This is a genomic window from Streptomyces sp. NPDC046197, from assembly GCF_040646295.1.
Classification (GTDB): Bacteria; Actinomycetota; Actinomycetes; order Streptomycetales; family Streptomycetaceae; genus Streptomyces.
In genome coordinates this window covers 91730-111881 of the sequence record NZ_JBEYZY010000017.1, presented here as the reverse complement: position 1 = coordinate 111881, position 20152 = coordinate 91730, and the positions used below count along the sequence as shown (strand labels likewise).

General features: G+C 73.4%; 20 protein-coding genes. 9 read left to right on the top strand and 11 right to left on the bottom strand.

Annotated features, from left to right (window positions below):
- Positions 1-121 precede the first annotated feature (121 nt).
- The gene (locus tag AB0A61_RS23900) at positions 122-1066 is read right to left on the bottom strand and encodes a MurR/RpiR family transcriptional regulator (protein ID WP_361295617.1); all 945 of its coding nucleotides are present in this window, start codon (positions 1064-1066) and stop codon (positions 122-124) included.
- A gap of 56 nt (positions 1067-1122) precedes the next feature.
- Between AB0A61_RS23900 and AB0A61_RS23895 the strand changes: the two genes are divergently transcribed.
- Together AB0A61_RS23895 and AB0A61_RS23890 are read left to right on the top strand one after the other, a co-directional pair.
- On the top strand, positions 1123-1506 hold the full coding sequence (locus AB0A61_RS23895; protein ID WP_361295615.1) for a hypothetical protein: 384 nt from the start codon (positions 1123-1125) through the stop codon (positions 1504-1506).
- Between the two features lie 25 nt (positions 1507-1531).
- Entirely contained in the window at positions 1532-1810 is a 279-nt protein-coding gene (locus tag AB0A61_RS23890; RefSeq protein WP_361295612.1) for a DUF4031 domain-containing protein, read from the top strand.
- Positions 1811-1854: 44 nt separating this feature from the next.
- Here AB0A61_RS23890 and AB0A61_RS23885 read toward each other — a convergent pair whose 3' ends face one another.
- Entirely contained in the window at positions 1855-2940 is a 1086-nt protein-coding gene (locus AB0A61_RS23885; protein WP_361295609.1) for a GNAT family N-acetyltransferase, read from the bottom strand.
- Between the two features lie 27 nt (positions 2941-2967).
- Entirely contained in the window at positions 2968-3621 is a 654-nt protein-coding gene (locus AB0A61_RS23880) for a hypothetical protein (RefSeq protein ID WP_361295607.1), read from the bottom strand.
- Positions 3622-3705: 84 nt separating this feature from the next.
- Between AB0A61_RS23880 and AB0A61_RS23875 the strand changes: the two genes are divergently transcribed.
- The gene (locus tag AB0A61_RS23875; RefSeq protein ID WP_361295604.1) at positions 3706-4383 is read left to right on the top strand and encodes a maleylpyruvate isomerase family mycothiol-dependent enzyme; all 678 of its coding nucleotides are present in this window, start codon (positions 3706-3708) and stop codon (positions 4381-4383) included.
- 108 nt (positions 4384-4491) lie between these two features.
- Entirely contained in the window at positions 4492-5205 is a 714-nt protein-coding gene (locus AB0A61_RS23870) for a copper homeostasis protein CutC (RefSeq protein ID WP_361295601.1), read from the top strand.
- Between the two features lie 187 nt (positions 5206-5392).
- Here AB0A61_RS23870 and AB0A61_RS23865 read toward each other — a convergent pair whose 3' ends face one another.
- Positions 5393-7456: a UvrD-helicase domain-containing protein gene (locus tag AB0A61_RS23865; protein WP_361295598.1), complete on the bottom strand. Its 2064-nt coding sequence runs from the start codon at positions 7454-7456 to the stop codon at positions 5393-5395.
- Positions 7457-7756: 300 nt separating this feature from the next.
- Here AB0A61_RS23865 and AB0A61_RS23860 point away from each other — a divergent pair, with 300 nt between their 5' ends.
- A complete protein-coding gene (locus tag AB0A61_RS23860) occupies positions 7757-7939 on the top strand; it encodes a hypothetical protein (RefSeq protein WP_361295595.1) in 183 nt (60 codons plus the stop codon).
- Positions 7940-7956: 17 nt separating this feature from the next.
- Positions 7957-9141: a glycosyltransferase 87 family protein gene (locus tag AB0A61_RS23855; RefSeq protein WP_361295592.1), complete on the top strand. Its 1185-nt coding sequence runs from the start codon at positions 7957-7959 to the stop codon at positions 9139-9141.
- Here AB0A61_RS23855 and AB0A61_RS23850 read toward each other — a convergent pair.
- The 3 genes from AB0A61_RS23850 to AB0A61_RS23840 all read right to left on the bottom strand — a co-directional run bounded on the left by AB0A61_RS23850 (position 9099) and on the right by AB0A61_RS23840 (position 14338).
- Positions 9099-10742 carry a DNA repair helicase XPB gene (locus AB0A61_RS23850; protein WP_361295589.1) on the bottom strand — a complete coding sequence of 548 codons (1644 nt, stop codon included), beginning with the start codon at positions 10740-10742 and terminating at the stop codon, positions 9099-9101. The two genes, AB0A61_RS23855 and AB0A61_RS23850, sit on opposite strands and share 43 nt — an antisense overlap.
- Before the next feature lie 55 nt (positions 10743-10797).
- Positions 10798-11604, bottom strand: coding sequence for a PT domain-containing protein (locus tag AB0A61_RS23845; protein ID WP_361295586.1), 807 nt, complete (start codon positions 11602-11604; stop codon positions 10798-10800).
- A 127-nt stretch (positions 11605-11731) separates the two neighbouring features.
- Positions 11732-14338 (bottom strand): helicase-associated domain-containing protein, encoded by a 2607-nt coding sequence (locus tag AB0A61_RS23840; RefSeq protein WP_361295583.1) that lies wholly within the window; start codon positions 14336-14338, stop codon positions 11732-11734.
- A 282-nt stretch (positions 14339-14620) separates the two neighbouring features.
- On the opposite strand from AB0A61_RS23840, the gene AB0A61_RS23835 reads away from it, so the two are divergent.
- Positions 14621-15634: a hypothetical protein gene (locus AB0A61_RS23835; protein ID WP_361295580.1), complete on the top strand. Its 1014-nt coding sequence runs from the start codon at positions 14621-14623 to the stop codon at positions 15632-15634.
- Between the two features lie 195 nt (positions 15635-15829).
- The gene (locus AB0A61_RS23830; RefSeq protein WP_361295577.1) at positions 15830-16501 is read left to right on the top strand and encodes an HAD family hydrolase; all 672 of its coding nucleotides are present in this window, start codon (positions 15830-15832) and stop codon (positions 16499-16501) included.
- Here AB0A61_RS23830 and AB0A61_RS23825 read toward each other — a convergent pair.
- Entirely contained in the window at positions 16477-16728 is a 252-nt protein-coding gene (locus AB0A61_RS23825) for a hypothetical protein (RefSeq protein WP_361295574.1), read from the bottom strand. The two genes, AB0A61_RS23830 and AB0A61_RS23825, sit on opposite strands and share 25 nt — an antisense overlap.
- Before the next feature lie 165 nt (positions 16729-16893).
- Here AB0A61_RS23825 and AB0A61_RS23820 point away from each other — a divergent pair, with 165 nt between their 5' ends.
- Positions 16894-17277, top strand: a complete 384-nt coding sequence (locus tag AB0A61_RS23820) for a cold-shock protein (RefSeq protein WP_361295571.1) — start codon at positions 16894-16896, stop codon at positions 17275-17277.
- A gap of 37 nt (positions 17278-17314) precedes the next feature.
- Here the strand turns inward: AB0A61_RS23820 and AB0A61_RS23815 are convergent, their stop codons facing one another.
- Genes AB0A61_RS23815 through AB0A61_RS23805 form a run of 3 tightly spaced genes read right to left on the bottom strand, consistent with a single transcriptional unit; the run spans position 17315 to position 19378 of the window.
- The gene (locus AB0A61_RS23815) at positions 17315-18199 is read right to left on the bottom strand and encodes a 1,4-dihydroxy-6-naphthoate synthase (RefSeq protein ID WP_361295568.1); all 885 of its coding nucleotides are present in this window, start codon (positions 18197-18199) and stop codon (positions 17315-17317) included.
- Complete coding sequence (locus AB0A61_RS23810) at positions 18189-18938, bottom strand: futalosine hydrolase (RefSeq protein ID WP_361295565.1); 750 nt, start codon at positions 18936-18938, stop codon at positions 18189-18191. The genes AB0A61_RS23815 and AB0A61_RS23810 overlap by 11 nt, the downstream gene beginning before the upstream one ends.
- Positions 18908-19378, bottom strand: coding sequence for a DUF2771 domain-containing protein (locus tag AB0A61_RS23805; protein WP_361295562.1), 471 nt, complete (start codon positions 19376-19378; stop codon positions 18908-18910). Before AB0A61_RS23805 ends, AB0A61_RS23810 begins: the two co-directional genes overlap by 31 nt.
- Positions 19379-20152: the final 774 nt, after the last annotated feature.

Below are 20152 nucleotides of genomic sequence, written 5' to 3'. Positions count from 1 at the left end.
CTACGGCTGCTCCAAGGCCGTTCTGCCGTTCTGCGATGCTCTGCGGCTGTTCTGCGGCTGTTCTGCGGCTGTTGTGGGGCTCTTTCGTGGGGGTGGGGGTGAGGTGCGAGGGCCGGCCGGTCTAGCGCTGTGTTCCGCCGCCCCGCGGGCTGTGGCGGTGGGCCAGGGCCTCGTACGACGCGGCCAGCGCCGGCGCCGTCGTCTCGTACGTACGCTGCGCCACGCCCACGAACAGGCAGTCCACGACGAGCAGTTGGCTGGTCCGGGACGACATCGCCGCCGGGCGCAGCTCGCTCTCGCGGGCCGTCGAGGTGGTCAGGACGTGGTCGGCGTACTGTGTGACGGGCGCGTCGGGCCGGCCGGTGATGGCGACCGTGGTCGCCCCGCGCTCGAAGGCGACGCGCAGTGGTTCTATGACGTCTCCCGTCGACCCCGAGTGGGTGATTGCGATCGCCACGTCGCCCGCGCGCAGCTGCACGGCGTTGGTGACGGCCAGGTGAGGGTCGCTGTGCGCGTGGGCTATCTGTCCTATGCGCAGCAGCTTCTGGGTGAGGTCCTGGGCAACCAGACCGGAGGCGCCGACGCCGTACACGTCGGTGCGGCGGGCGGCGGCGAGCGCGGTGACGGCCGCGCCGAGTTGCACGGTGTCGAGACCGGCTGCGGTGTCGGCGAGGGTCTGCTGCTCGTCGTAGGCGAGTTTGGTGACGACGTCGGCGATGGGGTCGTCCACCGCGATGTCCGTCGTGATCGCGGGCGCGCGGCCGGACTGCTGCTGGGCGGCGAGTCCGGCGAGGGCGAGTCGCAGGTCGCGGTAGCCGGGGTAGCCGAGCAGCCGGGCGGTGCGTACGACCGTTGCCTCGCTGGTGCCGGTGAGCTCGGCGAGGCCGGTGACCGTGAGGGCCGCGCAGCCGGCCGGGTCGTTCGCGACGGCCTCGGCGACCCGCTGCATGGAACGGGTCATCGAGGGGGCGAGCGTCCGCACCTTGGCGGCGAGGGCGGCGGGCGCCGGTGGCGTGCCGCCCGTGCCGCCGCTCATCGCGAAAATTTCCTTCAGGTCCTGGGTCACACAGTGAAAGATATTTTCGGCGCCGAGGTGCGGTCAAGAGTGCGCACAATGGATGCATGGATCCCATCAGTCCCCTGGAGCAGGCACTGCACGCCGCCCGCGCCCTGGTGCTCGCCGACCTGGTGGCGGGCGATGTCGCGGAGGCGGACGTGGTCTCGCTCGTGGAGGACTCCGTCGCCCAGCGCCGTTGGTGGGTGGAGCAGTGGCCGGACGGCGCGGAGTACGTGGCCGGCCTGGTCGCGCAGGACGTCCAGGACGCGCTCCTGGAACGGTACGGCCGCTGGCCGCTGTGTCCCGTGTGCGGCTCCGGCGACCCGCACGCGCTGGACGTCGAGCCGGAGCTCGGGCCCGACCCGCACTGGGTGTGTTCCAAGGCGGGCGTGAAGGTGGCGCCGGTGGGGTCACTGGCGGGGGCGACGGGTGGAAAGCCGCCCTCGTGACCCCGACCCGTACGGGGGTGGCGCGGTGACGATCTACATCGATCCGCCGAACTGGCCCGGGCACGGCCGGATGTGGTCCCACCTCGTCAGCGACGACTCCTACGAGGAACTGCACCTGTTCGCGGAGGAGTTGGGCGTACCGCGCCGGGCCTTCGAGCGCGACCACTACGACCTGCCCTCCGACCGCTACGCGGACGCGGTGGCCGCCGGAGCCGTGCAGGTCAGCAGCCGTGAAGTGGTGCGGCTGCTGCACGCCTCGGGCCTGCGCCGCCCCAAGCACCGCGTCCGGCCCCGCAGTTCGTAGCGGCCCGCTCGCTCAGCCCGTAGTTCGTAGCGGCCCGCTCGCTCTCAGCCCCGCAGTTCGTAGGCGAGCTGTTCCTCGCCGTCGCCGCCCTCGCCCGTCCGGTCGGCGGGGACGAATCCGGCGCGGGTGACCACCCGCTGCGAGGGCAGGTTGTCGTGGTCGACCCGCGCGAACAGCCGCTCCACGTCGTCCCGGGCCAGCGCCCACCGCGACAGGGCGCGCAGGGCCTCGGTGGCGTAGCCGCGGCCCCGGGCGGCCTCGGCGAGGTCGTACCCGACCTCCGCCCGCCCGTCCTCGTCGGGGGCGCCGTGGAAGCCGAGCGCGCCGAGCGCCCGGCCGTCCTCCCGCCGCACGAGCACGAATATGCCCCACTCGGGCCGGTGCAGCCCGCTCTCGTACGCCTTCACCACCATCCCGGCGGCATCCCGGGTGCCCTGGTAGGGGCCACCCTCGATCCAGGGGAAGCCGCCGTCGCCGCCGAGGCTCAGGTCGCGCGCGGCGGCCGGGGTGACGCCCTCCAGGACGAGCCGCGGCGCGGGGACGACGAGCGGGTTGCTCCACCGCCACTCGGTGACCGGTGCCCGGCCGGGCAGTTCGCCGCGGCCGGTGGCCCACAGCAGGGTCGGCCAGGGGGCGGGGCCCGGCCGGACGTGCGGGAAGAGCCGGGTCAGCAGGTCCGCGCACAGCTCGGCGGGCGGCTCGTAGGCCAGTCCCAGGCCCTGGGCGATGTCGTGCGTGTGCAGCACGACCTCGGTGACCCCCATCGCGGCAAAGCCCTCACGGTTCGCGCTGCGGAAGGGGTACGGGTGGAAGGCGCGGACCTCCCTCGGGGTGGTGCGGACGACGGCGGTGAGCAGGGCGCCGGTCGTCTCGATCACGTCCAGGACGCCCGCGTTTCCGGTGCCGTCGTCGAGGACGATGTCGAAGGGGACGTACGCCTCCTGGGCACGCCCGGCCAGCTGTCCCGCGTACGCCACGAGATCGCTCGCGATGTGTTCGGCCGTGTGCCGGCAGCTCCACTCCAGCCGCCCGGCCCGCGCCCCCTCCCAGTCCCGGTCCGTCACCGTCCGCAGCAGCGCCACCGCGCCCGCGACGGCCTGCTGTACCTGTTCCCCGCCCCAGTCATCCATGACCGCAGGGTAGGCGCGGTGGGGGACTCACAGCGACAGCATTTCCAGCTCGGAGGCCATGTTGTAGCGGGCCGTCCGCTCCCATGTCGCCGCCGCGTACGGGGTTCTGAACAGGCGTGGCATCGCCAGCAGCTGACGCAGTACGCCGGCGCGGCCCTCGCGGAACACGTCGTTCGGGACGAAGTGGTACTCCTCGCGGACCGCGGCCGTGTACGCGGCGTACACGGACGGCGGCGAGGCGAGGATCGCCAGGTCGGCGTCGCACAGGACCTGCCCGTCCCGGTCGTCGTCGGCCGGGTCGTGGCCGACGGTCAGGCGGACCAGGCGGGCGACCTGTGCGGTCCGGTCCTCCGGTAGTCCGGCCTCGGGCAGCGCGCGCTCGGCGAGGCGGGCCGAGCGCTCCTCGTTCTCGGACCGGTCGGGAAGGTAGACCGCGTCGTGGAACCAGGCCGCCAGGCGGACGACGTCCGGGGCGTCGGCGTACTGCTCCAGTACGTCGATGCGGTCCAGGACCGCCGTGAGGTGCGCGAGGGTGTGGTACCGCCGCTGCGGCTCCTGCCAGCGGGCGAGCAGATTGTCGGCGTACGGCGCCGGATCGGGACCGGCGCCGGGACCCCGAGCGCCTTCCAGGGCACGGGTCCAGCGAGCGCGCAGAGCGTCGAGGTCGGCGTGATCGGCCATGTGCTCATTCTCCCGTCCGGGAGGGTGTGTGCATGGCGTCGCGGGGGAGGCGCGAGTTCGACGACACGCCCTAGCGTGGAGCCCATGACTTCTGCCGTGAACGACGTACGGGACCCCGAGCTGCCCGGGCGGCTGCTCATGACCGAGCGGGACGTGCTGATTCCGCTGCTGCGGGCCAGGCCGGACGCGGACTTCGGCCGGCCGACCGCGGCGTGTCCCGGGTGGACGGTGCGGGACGTGCTGGCGCACTGCTCCGCCGCGCTGCTCAGGGTCGTGGAGAGCCGGTTCGAGCGGGGTGTCTTCTCTCCCGGGTCCAATGACCGGGACATCGCCGAGCGGGCCGACTGGACGAACGCCCGGGTCGTCGACGAGCTGGAGCGCGGGATGACCGAGGCCGGGCCGGTGATCGCCCGGGCCGGCGGTGTACTGGACATGATCGCGCTGGGGGAGTGGGTGCACGCCGGAGACGTGCGCGAGACCCTCGGCGAACCGGGGGCCTACGCGGGCGACGGGCTGCCGCACGCGCTCACCCTGCTGGCCCGCGTCACCCGTGAGAAGGGGCATCTGCCGCTGCACGCCGACCTCGACGACGTGGACGAGCCGCTGCGCCTCGGTGACGTGAGCGGCGAGCGGACCCCGGCGCGGTACATCGGCGACGCCGCCACGCTCGTACGGCTGTACGCGGGGCGTCCGGTGCCGGTGGCGGGGGTGGGGTACGAGCTGGCGGGGGCGGAACGGGCGGAGCTGAACATCTTCGGGTGACCGGTTCCGCTCCCTGTGCTCGGACCGGGGATCCCGCGGGCGTACCCTGAGATTGGACTAGACCTGTCCGCTCCAGGGGAAACCAGGGAAACCAAGGAAAGGGGTCCTATGAGCACGCGTGCAGTCCTGGAGGTGATCGCCCTCGGCATCGAGGACGCGGTCGCCGCCCAGGCCGGAGGCGCGGACCGCCTTGAGCTGGTCACCGACATCGCGGCCGACGGGCTGACCCCGCCGGCCGCGACCTTCGCCGGGATCCGTGCCGCCGTCGACATTCCGCTGCGCGTGATGCTGCGGCTGGCGGACGGCTTCGCCGCGGCGGGGGCCGGGGGCGTGGACCGGCTGGTCCGGGTGGCCGGGGAGATGCGGGCCGCGGGAGCCGAGGAGTTCGTGCTGGGGTTCCTCGACGCGGACGGCGGCGCGGACCTGACCGCCGTGGAGCGGGTCGTCGCCGAGCTGGACGGGTGCCGCTGGACCTTCCACCGGGCGATCGACCGGGCCGCGGACCGCGACGCGCTGCGCAAACAGCTGGACGGGCTGCCCGGCCTCGACACGTATCTGACGGCGGGCTCGGCGTCCGGCGTGGACGACGGCCTCCCCACGCTGGTCGCGGAGGCGGCGCGGACGGGCGAGCCCGGGTACGAGCAGCGGATCATGGTGGGCGGGGGCCTGCGGCTGGACCACGTGGCCGCGCTCCGGGCCGCCGGGATCGACGCCTTCCACATCGGCGGCGCGGCTCGTCCCACCGGGTGGGACGGCCCGGTCTCGCCCGAGGCCGTGGCCGAGTGGCGAACAGTCCTGGACGGGGAGGTGTCATCCCGCTAGGGCCTTGAGCTGCGCGCACACCCCCCGGGGGTGTCGTTCGGATCACCGCGGGTCCGTGACGCCTGGCACGGCACCTCGCGGCGTTGTCGCATCACCCGAGTACACCCAGTACGCGGGTCATGCTCCGCCTTGCGATGCACCGCACCATGCGCCGCGGCCTGATCCGAGGCGATCCGAACGACACCCCCTAGGTGTATTGATCACGAGCGGACAGCTGTGGTGGCAGCGTGGTCGCGTGGGTCACGACGAGGCCCGACACGGCGCGGGTCAGCGCCACGTACAGGCGGCGCAGGCCGGTGCGCTCGTCGGGTTCGCCGTCGACCACGGCCTGCGGCTCGTCCAGGACCACGTAGTCGTACTCCAGGCCCTTGGCCAGTGAGGCCGGGACCAGGGTCAGTCGCGTCTGCGCCGTCGTCTCCTCGCCGGGGGCCAGATACGTCAGTCCGGCCGCCGTGAGCGCCTCGGCGAGCGCGGGGACACGGGCGTCGGCGGCGATGAGGCCGGTCGAACCCTCGTTGCGCAGCAACTCCTCGCAGGCGGCGACCACTTCCGCGTCACCGGTGCTCGCGCGGACTTCGAAGAACCCGGGGTTCTCGCGGACCGACGCGACCGGTGTCAGGCCCGGCGCGATGTGCGGCAGCAGCCGGGAGGCGTACGTGATGACGTCCGTCGGCACGCGGAATCCGGCGGTGAGCTCCTCGACGGCCCCGTCGGACTTGCCGAGGTGGCCGAGCGCCTCCTCCCAGGTGCGGGTCGCCCAGGGCGTGGTGCCCTGGGCCAGGTCGCCGAGGACGGTCGCGGAGCCCGTGGTGCAGCGCCGGCCGACCGCCCGGTACTGCATGGGGGAGAGGTCCTGTGCCTCGTCCAGCACCACATGGCCCAGGGACTGCGTCCGCTCGACGAGGTCGGTCGCCTCGTCGATCAGCACCGCGTCCGCCGCCGACCACTTGGCCGACTTCACCGACCGCACGGGCCTGGCCCACAGGATCGTCTTCTGCTCCTCCTCGCTCAGGACTCCCCCGGCGTGCTCGGCGAGGAAGTCCGCGTCCGTCAGCAGCCGGAGCACCAGTTTCGCCGGGTCGACCGGCGGCCAGATCGCCTTGACGGCGGCCTTCACCGCCGGGTTGCGCGCGACGGCGTCCTGCACGCGGTCGTCCGGGGCCTCGCCCGAGCGCTCCATCTGTACCAGCACCGCGTGGGCGATGCGCTGCGGCAGGGCCTCGCGGGCGGCGCCGTAGCGGATGCCGCGATCCAGCAACTCGCGGACGATGTCCTCCAGTTCGTACGCCGGGACGCGCCAGCGCCGTGAGCCGCGCACCACCACGACCGGTTCGGTGGGCGGGGTGACGTGCGCGTATACGGCCCTGCGCAGCACCTGGGCCATCCTCGCGTCGCCCTTGACGATCGCCGCCGCCGCATCGTCCGTGCCCCGTACCTCCACATGGGCCACCAGGTCGTCGACCGTTGCCTGGCGCACCGCCAACTCGCCGAGGGCGGGCAGGACTTGCTCGATGTAGTGCAGGAAGGACCGGTTGGGCCCGATGACCAGGGTGCCGGTGCGCGCCAGCCGCTCCCGGTGCGCGTAGAGGAGGTAGGCGACCCGGTGCAGGCCGACGGCGGTCTTCCCGGTGCCGGGCCCGCCCTGCACACAGACCGTGCCCGACAGCCCCGACCGTACGATCTCGTCCTGCTCGGGCTGGATGGTGGCGACGATGTCCCGCATCGGGCCCACGCGCGGGCGCTCGATCTCCTGCTGGAGCAGCTTGCTGGTGGTGGCCTCCGACGAGTCGGCCGGCTCGGACAGGTGCTCGTCCTCGTACGCGGTGAGGTCGCCGCCGGTGTAGCCGAAGCGGCGGCGCAGCGCGATGTCCATCGGGTCCTTCTTGGAGGCCCGGTAGAACGGCTGCGAGACGGGCGCGCGCCAGTCGATCACCATCGGGTCGCCGTCGGCGTCGTGCACGTGCCGGCGCCCGATGTAGAACCTCTCTCCCTCGGCGCCCTCGGCCTGCTCGGCTCCGGGCGCGTGCAGGTAGTCGAGGCGGCCGAAGAACAGCGGGGTGCCGCCGAGGTCGGCCAGCGCCTTGATGCGCTCGTCGATCTGGCGGGCCAGGACCTCGGCGTTGACCCAGTTCGCGGTGACGTCGCTGATGTCGAGCGACTCGACGTCCTCGCGCATGGCGCGCAGGGCGGCCCGGGACGCGGCCAGGTGGGACCGTTCGCGGGCGAGGGGGGCGTCGGCTGGCGTGGACAAGGGTGTGCCTCCGGAGGCCTACGGGACAGACGGCTGCGGAACGCCGGTGCGGATGCCGTCCGGTTTCCGTCCGGTCGGCGGCTCTCCGTGAGGAGGCGGGCAAGAGCGGAGATTCTAGGCCGGAGGGGGACGCGGAGGCCAACGGATTTCCGCGTACGACGATCTCCGCACCCCTACCCCTAGGGGGTTGCGTCCCCCCGGTGTAGGGGGTGCGCTCCCTCTACGGGGGTACGGGAAGACCGGCGGAATTGGCCCCGGAGACCGATTCCGGAAGGGGGCCGGGAGATTCACCATGGAGACATGAGCGCAGCAACCATTCATCCAGCCTCCGCCGCCCGGCCGGCCGGCGCCACGGCCGTGCGGGGCATTCACCACCACCGCCTGGGCGACGCCCTGCACGCCGTCAGGGTCTTCGCGGGCGCGGCGTTCGACGTGATCATCCTCGGCGAGTACGGCGAGGAAGCAGGCGTACGTCACAAGTGACCAACTAGGGTCGGCCCGTGGAAGAACGGACGGTGGCCCTGCGGTCACATGCAGCCCCTGCCCTGGTCCTCCTCGCCGTCTCGCTGTGCGCCCTCGCGGCCCTGTGTGTCGTCCAGCACCTGCACATGTCCGACGCGCTGGTCTACCGGGACGAGGGCCGGGCGGTCCTGCACGGCCGTGACCTCTACGGCGTCACGCTCACCCAGTGGCGGCTGTCGGCCACCTACCCGCCCTTCGCGGCGCTGCTGTTCGTACCGACGGCGTGGATGCCGGCCCCGGTCCTGAAGGCGGCGTTCCTCGCGGGCAACGCGCTCCTGCTCGCCTGGCTGGTCCACCTCTCCGCCCGTTTCGCGGGACGCCCGGCCGGTCTTCCGCTGCTGTGCACGGTCACCGCCCTCGCCGTCTGGCTCGAACCGGTCTTCCAGACCTTCGTCTACGGGCAGATCAACCTCGCGGTCACCTGCCTCGTCCTGTGGGACCTCACCCGGCCACCCGGCGCCCGCGGCAGGGGACTCGCGCTGGGCGTCGCCACCGGCATCAAGCTGACGCCGGGACTCTTCATCGTGTACCTGCTGCTGAAGGGCCGCCGACGCGAGGCGGCCACGGCGGCGGCCGGGTTCGCCGCGACCGTCGCCCTCGGCGCCCTCGTCCTGCCCACGGCCAGCGTCGACTTCTTCACCCGGCGCCTGTACGAGACCGGCCGGGTGGGCAAGCCGTGGATCATCGACAACCAGTCCATCCAGGGGCTGGTCGCCCGCGCGCTGCGGGACCCGGCACCGGGCCTGGCGTGGCTGGTCCCGTCGCTGGTGGTGGCCGCCGCAGGTCTGTGGCTCGCGCGCCGGGCCCCCGACGAGCGGTGGGGCGTTCTGCTGACCGCGGTCACCGCGCTGCTCGTCTCGCCGATCAGCTGGTCCCACCACTGGGTGTGGTGCATCCCGCTGATCGCCGTACTCGTGGCCGATGGCCACGGGCGGTGGGCGGTCTTCACCGCGGTCGTCTTCACGGCCCGCACGATGTGGCTGGTCCCGCACGACGGCGACCTGGACCTGCACGTCCCGTGGTGGCAGCAGCCCCTGGCGTCCCCGTACGTGCTGCTGGGGCTGGGCCTGCTGGCGGCCTTGGCCCTCCGGCTGCGCCCGGTCGCCAAAGGGCCGGGCGATCAGCTCTCGGCGAGGATCTCGTCCGCGTCCACGATGCGGTAGGCGTAGCCCTGCTCGGCCAGGAAGCGCTGCCGGTGGGCGGCGAAGTCCTGGTCGATCGTGTCCCGGGCCACCACCGAGTAGAAGTGCGCCTGGTGACCGTCTGCCTTCGGGCGCAGCACCCGGCCCAGGCGCTGGGCCTCCTCCTGCCGGGAGCCGAAGGTGCCCGAGACCTGGATGGCGACGGTGGCCTCCGGCAGGTCGATGGAGAAGTTCGCGACCTTCGACACCACCAGCACGCTGATCTCTCCCTCACGGAAGGCGTCGAAGAGCTTCTCGCGCTGGAGGTTGGTCGTCTCGCCCTTGATCACCGGGGCGTTCAAGTGCTCGCCCAGCTCGTCGAGTTGGTCGATGTACTGGCCGATGACCAGGATCTGCTGCCCCGCGAAGCGCCGGACGATGGCCTCCGTGACCTTCCGCTTGGTCTCCGTCGTCGCGCAGAAGCGGTACTTCTCCTCCGTCTCGGCGGTGGCGTACGCCAGCCGCTCGGCCTCCGTCAGGTTCACCCGCACCTCGACGCAGTCGGCGGGCGCGATGTAGCCCTGGGCCTCGATCTCCTTCCAGGGCGCGTCGAACCGCTTGGGGCCGATGAGGGAGAACACGTCCGACTCGCGGCCGTCCTCGCGCACCAGGGTCGCGGTCAGGCCCAGTCGCCGCCGCGCCTGGAGGTCGGCCGTGAACTTGAAGACCGGAGCGGGCAGCAGGTGCACCTCGTCGTAGACGATCAGCCCCCAGTCGCGGGAGTCGAACAGCTCCAGGTGCGGGTAGACGCCCTTCCGCTTGGTCGTCAGCACCTGGTAGGTGGCGATGGTGACCGGCCGGATCTCCTTCCTCGTCCCGCTGTACTCGCCGATCTCGTCCTCGGTCAGCGAGGTCCGCTTCACCAGCTCGTGCTTCCACTGCCGGGCGGACACGGTGTTGGTGACGAGGATCAGCGTCGTCGACTTGGCCTGCGCCATCGATCCGGCGCCGACCAGCGTCTTGCCCGCACCGCAGGGCAGGACGACCACGCCCGAACCGCCGTGCCAGAAGTTCTCCACGGCCTGCTTCTGGTACGCCCGCAGCGCCCAGCCGTTCTCGCGCAGCTCGATCGGGTGCGCCTCGCCGTCGACGTACCCGGCGAGGTCCTCGGCGGGCCAGCCCAGCTTCAGCAGCACCTGCTTGATCTGCCCCCGCTCCGAGGGGTGCACGGCCACGGTGTCGGGGTCGATGCGGGCGCCGACCAGGGGAGTGATCCGCTTGGACTTGAGGATCTCCTCCAGCACCGGCCGGTCGGTGGTCGACAGCACCAGCCCGTGCGCGGGGTGCTTGCTGAGCGTCAGCCGCCCGTAGCGGTCCATCGTGTCGGCGATGTCGACGAGCAGCGCGTGCGGCACGGGGTAGCGGCTGTACTGCACCAGCGCGTCCACGACCTGCTCGGCGTCGTGGCCGGCCGCGCGGGCGTTCCACAGGCCGAGCGGGGTGACCCGGTAGGTGTGGATGTGCTCGGGTGCCCGTTCCAGCTCCGCGAACGGCGCGATCGCCCGGCGGCAGTCGTCGGCCTGCTCGTGGTCGACCTCGAGGAGCAGGGTCTTGTCTGACTGGACGATCAGCGGACCATTCACGCGCGGCACCCTTTCCGTAGCGGCCGAACATCCAGTGTCGCAAATGACCGCGCGATCACGGATCGACCGGGATCCCGCGCCACCAGGTGACCAGCGACGAAGCGTTCGGGTCCTCCGCCACCACCGCGACCAGTTTGTCGTCGTACGACCACGCCATGCGGTACCTGCCGCTGTCCCAGTGGCACAGGATGGTGCCGGTGCGGGCCCCGTACCTGTTGTACCAGGGGCCGGCGTAGGCCTGGGCGGTGTAGCAGTTGGCGGCGAGGGTGCTGACGGTGAACCGCGACTTCTCCGCGTTCAGCCACAGCGCCATCCGGCCGGCGTCGGCGAACGAGACGACGAGCGGGTTCCGCGCCGGACCGGTGGCCGACCGGCAGTTGACGGCCGCGCTCGCGTAGGCGCCGGGGCTCGCGGCCCGGCAGCCGGACAGGTCCCCTCCGGCGATCCGGTCGGCCAGCTCCCGCTGCTGGGGCGTCAGGCCGGAGGAGTCCGTCGGGTCGCCGCCGGGGTCGTCCGTCGGGCTTCCGGCCGGGGTGTCCGTGGGGTCGTCCGTGGGCTCCCCGGACGGATCGTCCGCGGGCGAGGCGGAGCCGTCCCCCGGGCCCGAGGCGGAACTCGTGGTGCGGTCGCCCGGACCGGCGTCCGCCGAGGAGCTCTCCGCCGACGGCGGCGACGAGACCACGGACACCGTCCTCGGCCCGGCATCGGTCTGGAACACGCCCGCCACCAAAGCCGCCAGCACACCGGCCACGATCGTCGCGCAGCCCCCGATCACCGCCGCCCAGATGGTCGCCCGGGCGGTGCGGCGATGTCCGTCGGGCGACGGTCCGTGCCCCGGTGGTCCTGCTCCTGGATCGCTCATCGCGGCCGCCCCCCTTGCCGTCCCCCCGGGCAACGCATCCCGGCCGTTGATGCGTTGTCACTGGAATAGCACAGAACGTAGCCGTCGGCGCAGCTGTTTCATGACTTTTCCGTTTCCCGCCCGCTGCTCATTCCTGGTCGTCGGCGAGCTCGGCCACGCCCGTGACCCGGTGCAGCGGGTAGGTGCGGACCTCGTCCGCGGTGTGGTCGTACGCCGTCACGAAGCCGCCCTCCACACGGATCGGCGCGATGACGCGCTGGCTCGCGGCGCCCTCGGCGTTGACGTAGCCGATCCACAGGCTCCCGCCGGTCAGGACGGCGGCCTGCATGGTGGCGAGGGTCTCGGCAGAACTGGTACGGGGCAGGACGCCGTTCGCGAGCGGGGCCGCGACCGGCTTGCGCGGTGTGGTGGAGGCCAGGTCACCCGCCCGGATCGCGCGGACGGCGGCGGACAGCAGGGTGGCGTCGGGCGCGGGCGGGCCGTCCGGCACCGGCTCGGGTGCGGTGCGCGGCGGGGTGCGGTGGGCGTGCGCGCGGGTGACCAGGACGTCCCCCTCGGCGGACTCGGCGGCCGGGGCGTGGCCCATCGCCCGCAGGCCCTCCAGCAGCGTCGCCGGATCGGCCTGTGCCGCCAGCACGGTCGGCGCCAGGCGGCGCAGCCGCAGGGCCGCGGACCGCTTGTCGGCCAGGATCTCGTTCAGCAGCGCGTCGTCGTCGCAGCGCACGTACGCCGAGGCCGCGCCCACGCGCAGATGCCCGTGCCGGCGGGCCACGTCGTCGATCAGGTACGCCAGCGGCTGCGGCACCGGCGTACGGGAGTGCGCGGTGAGAAAGGCGTGCAGGTCCGCGGCGGTCCGACCGGCGTCCAGGGCCCGCCGTACGGAGGCCGGGGTGAACCGGTAGACGGTCGCGCCGCCCTTGGACTCCACGTCCGCGAGCACCCCCAGCATGTCGGCCAGCGGCCGCTGGAGCGGGCCGGGGGCCACCGCGGTGAGGTCGGCCTGGAGCAGGATGTGGTCGAGGGGCTCGGGCAGCAGCGGGGCCAGGAGGCGGGCGGCCGCGGCGGTGGCGGTGGCCCGTTCGGCGGGGGAGGTCGGTTCCGCGGAGGCCGGGGGAAGGGGTTTCGCACCGGTCGTGCCCGATACGGTCCCCAGTGGGCCGGGGGAGGCTCCCGCGGGCCGGCGGTGCTTGTGGACGGGGAGCTTGTCACCGGGGCCCGCGGGCTCGGCCTCCGCCGCGGAGGCCTTGGCGGGCGGTGCCCCCAGCAGCGCCCGCCCGTGCGCGGACAGCGCGCCCCGCCCGGTCACGCCGAGCAGCTCCGCCTCGGACAGCGTCCACCGGGCCAGCCGGCTGCGCAGGTCGTCCTCCCGATGGGGGCCGCGCAACGGCCGCTCCCAGCGCAGCCGGGCCAGCACCGACTCGTGGGACGGCGCGGCGCCCTCCGGCAGGCCGGCCAGCAGGGTGAGCACCCGGTGCCGTACCTCCGCCGCCGCCGAACGGTCCAGTCCGGGGCCGAGCGCCGACAGCGCGCGGTCCTTCGCGTCCCGCCCGCCCACCAGCCCCGGAGTCCGGGTCGCCGTCAGCCACACCCCGGCCAGCCGCGCCCAGCGCTCGGCCGCAGGCCGCTCCAGCCACTCGTCGTAGGCGGGGGTCGCCGCGTACCGCTCGTCCGGCTCTCCGTCGGAGGCCAGCAGACCGGCGGCGTAGGCGAGTTCGACCCAGAAGGCGGCCACCGGCTCGGACAAGTCCAGGGCGACGGCCGTGCGTTTCAGATCGCGCACGCTCAGACCGCCGGCCCGCAGCACGTTCGGCCCGCCCTCGTCCCAGTCCTTCAGCAGCTCCTCGACGGTCGCGAGCGCGGTGTACGCCTGCCCGGCCGCGGTGGAGTCCACAACCTGTGGACGGTGGGTCGCGGCGGCCTCGACGGGCGGCGGCACCGGCTCGGGTTCGCGGTGGGCGCGGCCCTCGCGCAGGTGCAGGGCCACCTCGCGGGGCAGTACGACCGTGCCGGGCGCCGTCGGCAGCAGCAGACCGCGGTCGAGCAGCCAGCGCAGCCGGGGCGCGGGATCGGGGGTGACCTGGCCGTAGGGAGGGCCCCACACCAGGCGGTCCAGTACGCCGAGGGAGTCGGCCGGGGCCCCGGCGAGCAGGGCCGCCATCCGCGTCCGGTCCGTGAAGAGCCCGGTCAGCGAGGCCACGGCGGAGACCGAGTCGTGCGTCGAGGGCAGCCCGGCAGTGGTCAGGAGCTCCTGGATCCGGCCCGGTGACATGCCCGCCGTCGCCTCCTGCACCGTCGGGCCGAGCCCTGTCGGGGACGGGTGCTGGGGCGAGGGGGCGAGCAACTCGCGGGCGGTGCGCACCAGGCGCAGCCGGTCGTCGCCGCCCCACACGAGGGCCTGTTCGCGCAGGGTGCCCAGGGCGCGGGGCAGGGCGGCGGCGACGACCGGATCACCGGTGTCCCCGGCCATCAGGCCGAGCAGCTCGCCATGGGTGGCGGGGTCGCCCGCGACGGCGAGTGCCTCCGCTGTCTGCAGGGCGAACCGGTCCAGCCGCTCCAGGGCGCGGACCACCGAGGCGCGGGTGCCGGCCCGGGTGGCGAGCTGGGTGAGGTCGGTGGGAACGGGCGTGATGAGATCCGGCCGGCTGCGCAGGAGCGCGGCCAGAGAGGCGTCGTCGCGCGCGCGGAGCGCTTCGGCGAGCGAGCGGGGGGCCGCCGATTTCTCATCGCTGCTCATCCGACCAACGGTAGCGGGTTGCCTCCGGCGGTCACGGGGAAGTGGGGCTCGGGTTGGTTGGGGTGCGGGTAGCTGGGGGCTGTGCCCCCGGACCCCCCCTTCGGCCTGAACGGCCTCGTCCTCAAGCACCGGACGGGCTGGTGGGTGTCGGCCCGCGTTGGGGAGGTGCCGGGCGGGCTGCTGGGTGCAGGACGGCTGGTGGTGGCGGCCCGCGTTGGGGAGGTGTTGGCCTGCGCTACCTTCGTTCCACGGGGTTTTCGCCCATCGCCCCGGAGGGGTTCCGTGGGGATCGAGAGCGACCAGGTCGTCTACGAGTATCTGAGCCGCGTCGGGGACGTCGCTCAGCAACGGCAGCTGCCGTCGGCCACGAGAATGCGTCTGGTCTCGGAGCTGCGCAACGAGATCGACCGGTGCCGCGCCAGGGCCGCCGTCGACAGCCCCGCCGCCGTCCGGCGCATCCTGGACCGCCTGGGCAGCCCCGACGAGGTCGTCTCGGCCGCGGGCGGCACCGGCGCCGGAGGCGGCACCGCGAAGGCACCGGCGCCCTCCGTCCCCGTCCAGCGCGAGGGCGACGAGCAGCAGGACGCGACGCCGAAGGGACTGCGCCGGGTCGTGCCGCGGCCGCGCCCCTCCCGGCCGAATCCGGGTCCTGCCCCCTCCGGCTCCCCGTCCCCGCCGCACCTGGCGAGCGCCGACGAACTCGGCGGCGCGGCGACCTCGCCCGACTGGTGGCGGACGGACCCCTCCGCCTTCGGGATCGGCGACGACGTACCGGGCTTCACGGGCGGTGTGGAGATCCCGGAGCTGCTCAAGCCGCCACCGCGGGAACCCGCGCGGAAGGCCGACGGCCGGCCCGCGGCGGCCGTGGAACAGGCGGAGGACACCGCGGAGCCCGTGGAGCCCGCGATCCCGGTGGACGCCCCCGCACCGCGTCGGCGCCTCCTGGCGCTGCGCCCGGGCCGGTGGAGCAATCCCCTGCTCCTGCTCGCGGCCGGACTGCTGGTCGCCGGCGCGGTCCTCGGCAACTGGTTCGCCCTCCTGCTCGGCTGGCTCATCGCCTACGCCTCCCGCCGCCTGACCGCGAGCGAGTCCAAGTGGGCCGTCATGGGCATGCCCGGTCTGGCGGCCGCCGGCGGAATCGTCTGGCTGTGGGGCCGCGGCAACGGACGCTGGGGCGACCCCATCGCCCAGGGCCACATGAACGACGCGATCGCCGAGACCTGGCCCTGGGTGGTCCGCGCCGCGGCCGTCCTCTCGGCCCTGTTCCTGGTGTGGCGCTCACAGAGGCAGCGCTAGGAGCAGAGGCAGAGGCAGAGGCAGAGGCAGAGCCAGGGGCAGAGGCAGGGGCAGAGGCAGAGGCAGAGCCAGGATCAGGGCCTGTCCGGCTGTCCTGCGTGGCCTCGCCGGGCCACGCAGGCGGCCCCTCGGGACGGACGCAGGTCACACGGGCCGGAGCTCCGGCGGTCCCGGCTCCTGGGGACAATGGCCCCCATGACCTCGCGCCCGCCGACCGTCGGCTTCGACCTCGACATGACCCTGATCGACTCCCGCCCCGGCATCCGCGCGTGCTACCTGGCGCTGTCCGAGCGGACGGGGACGTACATCGACGCCGATCTGGTGGTCACCCGGCTCGGCCCGCCGCTCGCGGAGGAGCTGGCCAACTGGTTCCCGGCCGACCAGGTCGGGCCCATGGTCGACCTGTACCGCGAGATGTACCCGACGATCGCCGTCACCGCGACGCCCGCGCTGACCGGGGCCCGCGAGGCGATCGCCGCCGTGCGGGAGGCGGGTGGTCGGGCGATAGTCGTGACCGCCAAGTACGAGCCGAGCGCGAAGCTGCACCTGGAGCACCTGGGCATCGAACCCGACGCGGTGATCGGCGAACTGTGGGCGGAACAGAAGGCGCAGGCGCTGCGCGAGCACGGCGCGCGCGTGTACGTGGGCGACCACGTCGGAGACGTGCGCGGCGCCCGTACCGCGGGCGCGCTGTCGGTGGCGGTGGCCACCGGGCCGTGCGACGAGCGGGAACTGCGCGCGGCGGGCGCGGACGTCGTTCTCGCGGACCTGACCGAGTTCCCGAATTGGTTTTCGGACTATCGCGCGGTCTTTTCGAACGGCGACCCGTCGGACGGCACCGGCTACCGCGAGTCGCCGCGGGCCTGACGGCGCCCGGCCGCGATCGACCGGAGCACCCCCGCGGCCGCGATCAGGAAGCCGACGCCCATGAGCATGCTCAGACCGAACATGTACGTGGGAAAAGGCTTCGCCCCGACGAACAGCGGCGCCACCGTGACCACAGTGGCCACGGCACCGACGAAGAAGACGATGGCACCGGCACGGATCAGCCGGTCACCGGCCGCGGGGGAATTCGTTTGGGTTTTGTCACGCACCGGACCAGGGTAGTTCCCAGCGCGAAGGAACAACCGGGCGACGTCTTGTCACCGGCCCCAAGACCATTAGCCTTGGTACCGGCGGGTCCCGACGCGACCCGCCCCAGTGCTATCAAGAGCCGTTTCCGAAGCAGTTTTCCGACGAGTACGAGGACGAGGACAGACGTGCCTACCGGCAAGGTCAAGTGGTTCAACAGCGAGAAGGGCTTCGGCTTTCTCTCCCGCGACGACGGCGGTGACGTCTTCGTCCATTCCTCGGTCCTCCCCGCCGGAGTCGAGACGCTGAAGCCGGGACAGCGCGTGGAGTTCGGTGTCGTCGCCGGGCAGCGCGGCGACCAGGCCCTGTCGGTCACACTGCTGGATCCGACCCCGTCGGTGGCGGCCGCGCAGCGCAGGAAGCCGGACGAGCTGGCCTCCATCGTGCAGGATCTGACGACCCTGCTGGAGAACATCACGCCGATGCTGGAGAAGGGCCGCTACCCCGAGAAGGCCTCCGGCAAGAAGATCGCCGGTCTGCTGCGCGCGGTCGCCGACCAGTTGGACGTCTAGCTCTTGCGGGCTCTCGCGGGCCCCGCGGGAGCCACTCTCACGGGAAGTCGAGCGCGTTCGGGCCGAGGGGCGGCAGCAACCCCTCGGCCGCCGCACGCGTGAGCAGGCCGCGGACCGCCGCGTAGCCGTCCTCGCCGAGGCCGGCGGTGAACTCGTTGACGTACAGCCCGATGTGCTGGTCGGCGACGGCCGGATCCATCTCCTGGGCGTGTTCCATGACGTACGGCCGGGAGGCCTCCGGGTCGTCCCAGGCGGCGCGTACGGAGGCGCGAATCGACTCGGCGAGCGAGGTCAGCGTGTCCGCGCCCAGCGACCGCTTGGCGATGATCGCGCCCAGCGGGATCGGCAGACCGGTGGTGTTCTCCCAGTGCTCGCCCATGTCGGCGAGCTTGTGCAGGCCGTAGTTCTGGTAGGTGAAACGCGCCTCGTGGATCACGAGCCCCGCGTCGGCCTTCCCGTCCCGCACGGCCGGCATGATCTCGTGGAACGGCATCACGACGATCTCACCCACCCCGCCGGGGACGGTGTCCGCCGCCCAGAGACGGAACAGCAGGTACGCCGTCGACTTCTCGCTCGGCACGGCCACCGTCCGGCCCGCCAGTCCCCCACCGCCGAAAGCGTGGGAGGTGCCCCCGGTCTCCGGCTCCCGGGTGAGCACCAGCGGTCCGCAGCCCCGGCCCAGCGCGCCGCCGCACGGCAGCAGCGCGTACTCACCCAGGACGTACGGCAGCACCGCGTACGACACCTTCAGCACGTCGAACTCGCCGCGCTCGGCCATGCCGTTGGTGACGTCGATGTCCGCGAAGGTGACGTCCAGCGCGGGCCCGCCCGGGACGCGGCCGTGGGCGAGGGCCTCGAAGACGAAGGTGTCGTTCGGGCAGGGGGAGTAGGCGATCTGCAGGCGACGGCTCTCAGAGTTCATGTGGGTTCCAACCCTCCAGGACGGGCGCAAGCTTCCCGAAGCCCTCGGTCAGGGCGGCCAGGGCGTCGCCGATGCGCCAGGCGGCGCGGTCGCGCGGGCCGACGGGGTTGGAGACCGCGCGCATCTCCAGCACGGGGACGCCGTGCGCGGCGGCGGCCTCGGCGACCCCGAACCCCTCCATGGCCTCGGCGAGGGCGCGGGGGTGACGGGCGCGCAGTGCGTCGGCCCGGGCGGCGGTGCCGGTGACGGTCGAGACGGTCAGCACCGTGCCGGTGGGTGCTCCGATGGCGGCCGCGATCCCTCGTACGAGTGGTTCCGGTGGACTGTGGGTGACGGTGCCGAAGCCCAGCTCGGTCACCGGCAGGAAGCCGTCGCCGGTCTCGGCGCCCAGATCGGCCGCGGTGATCTCGTCGGCGACGACGAGTGAACCCACGGGCGCGGCGGGCGGGAAACCCCCGGCGATGCCGGCGGAGACGACGAGGTCGTAGGGGGTGCCGTCGAGGGCGGCGGCGGTGAGGGCGCACGCGGTGGAGGCGGCGGCCAGGGCGGGGCCGACACCGGCGGCGATCAGGTCGTGGCCGGGGCCCTGGAGCCGGTGCAGGGTCACCGCGGGCAGCGGTACCTCGCGGACCGGTCCCGCGAACGCCCGTGCCACCGCGTCCCGTTCGACGGGGACCGCGGTGGCCACGAGGACGCGTACGGACGTGGTCAGGAGGCCTTCTTGAGCTTGAAGGCCCACAGACCGATCACGTTCTTCTGGCCCTCCTGGATGGTGACCAGCGTCGAGTTGCCGCTGGCGCCGTACTGGGCGTTGAAGAACACGCTGCCCGGAATGGCGCGGTAGGTCTTCTTGCTGGAGTCGGTCAGCTGCTGACCGTTCATCAGGATGGTCCAGCCCTGGTCCGCGATCTTCGGGTCGACACCGAAGCGCACGGTCTCGTCAGGGTCGACCGTGATCGTCTTGACGCCCGAGTCCTTGCGGCACTTCGGGTCGGCGGGGCTCAGCGGGTTGCCGTTGTTGTAGCAGGTGGCCTCCGAGCTGACCGAGGACTTGCCGACGGTGATCGTGGCCATCGGCGTCGGCTTCTCGCAGGCGGACAGGACGAGCAGTCCGGCGGAAACGGCGCCGGCAGCGGCGACGGCGCGGCGCCGTCGCACGGCGGAATGCAGCGTGGTCATGGCCGAAGGCTATCGGGCACGCCCAGCCCCCCGCCCACGCGGGGGTACGGCGTGCCACCCGACCGGCCCACGACACCGACCGCCGGCCCACCGCCGGCCCATGGTCGGCCCATGGTCGGCACGGGGGCCGGCCCACCGCTGGCACGGGGGCCGGCCCACGGCTGATCCGGGCGACGGCTGATCCGGCGCCGGCCTACTGCTGGCGGGGGTGCGGGCCGACCGCCGGCGCGGTGCCGGCTCACCGCTGGCCCGCGGTCGTCGGGCCACGGCTGGCCTACGGCTGGCCCGGGCGTCGGTCCACCGCTGATCCGGGCGCCTGCCCACCGTCGGCCCGCGCGCCTGCCCACCGCGGTCCAGGTGTCGGCTCACCGCCGGCCCGGGGCGCCCGCTCACCGCTGATCCGGGCGCCTGCCCACCGTCGGCCCGGGCGCCTGCCCACCGCGGTCCAGGTGTCGGCTCACCGCCGGCCCGGGGCGCCCGCTCACCGCTGATCCGGGCGCCTGCCCACCGCGGTCCAGGTGTCGGCTCACCGCCGGCCCGGGGCGCCCGCTCACCGCTGATCCGGGCCTGGCAACCGTCGGCCCGGGCGTCAGCTCACCCGTCGGCTCGGGCGTCAGCTCACCCGTCGGCCCGGGGCGCCCGCTCGCCGCTGATCCGGGCGCCCGCTCACCGCTGATCCGGGCGCCTGCCCACCGCCGGCCCGGGGCGCCCGCTCACCGCTGATCCGGGCCTGGCAACCGTCGGCCCGGGCGTCAGCTCACCCGTCGGCTCGGG

Bases quoted from the DNA above. Each gene is read 5' to 3' on its own strand.
- AB0A61_RS23860 (WP_361295595.1), top strand. From the start codon at position 7,757: ATGAGCGCAGCAACCATTCATCCAGCCTCCGCCGCCCGGCCGGCCGGC.
- AB0A61_RS23895 (WP_361295615.1), top strand. From the start codon at position 1,123: ATGGATCCCATCAGTCCCCTGGAGCAGGCACTGCACGCCGCCCGCGCC.
- AB0A61_RS23845 (WP_361295586.1), bottom strand. From the start codon at position 11,604: ATGAGCGATCCAGGAGCAGGACCACCGGGGCACGGACCGTCGCCCGAC.
- AB0A61_RS23885 (WP_361295609.1), bottom strand. From the start codon at position 2,940: ATGGATGACTGGGGCGGGGAACAGGTACAGCAGGCCGTCGCGGGCGCG.
- AB0A61_RS23830 (WP_361295577.1), top strand. From the start codon at position 15,830: ATGACCTCGCGCCCGCCGACCGTCGGCTTCGACCTCGACATGACCCTG.
- AB0A61_RS23815 (WP_361295568.1), bottom strand. From the start codon at position 18,199: ATGAACTCTGAGAGCCGTCGCCTGCAGATCGCCTACTCCCCCTGCCCG.
- AB0A61_RS23880 (WP_361295607.1), bottom strand. From the start codon at position 3,621: ATGGCCGATCACGCCGACCTCGACGCTCTGCGCGCTCGCTGGACCCGT.
- AB0A61_RS23805 (WP_361295562.1), bottom strand. From the start codon at position 19,378: ATGACCACGCTGCATTCCGCCGTGCGACGGCGCCGCGCCGTCGCCGCT.
- AB0A61_RS23875 (WP_361295604.1), top strand. From the start codon at position 3,706: ATGACTTCTGCCGTGAACGACGTACGGGACCCCGAGCTGCCCGGGCGG.
- AB0A61_RS23840 (WP_361295583.1), bottom strand. From the start codon at position 14,338: ATGAGCAGCGATGAGAAATCGGCGGCCCCCCGCTCGCTCGCCGAAGCG.
- AB0A61_RS23870 (WP_361295601.1), top strand. From the start codon at position 4,492: ATGAGCACGCGTGCAGTCCTGGAGGTGATCGCCCTCGGCATCGAGGAC.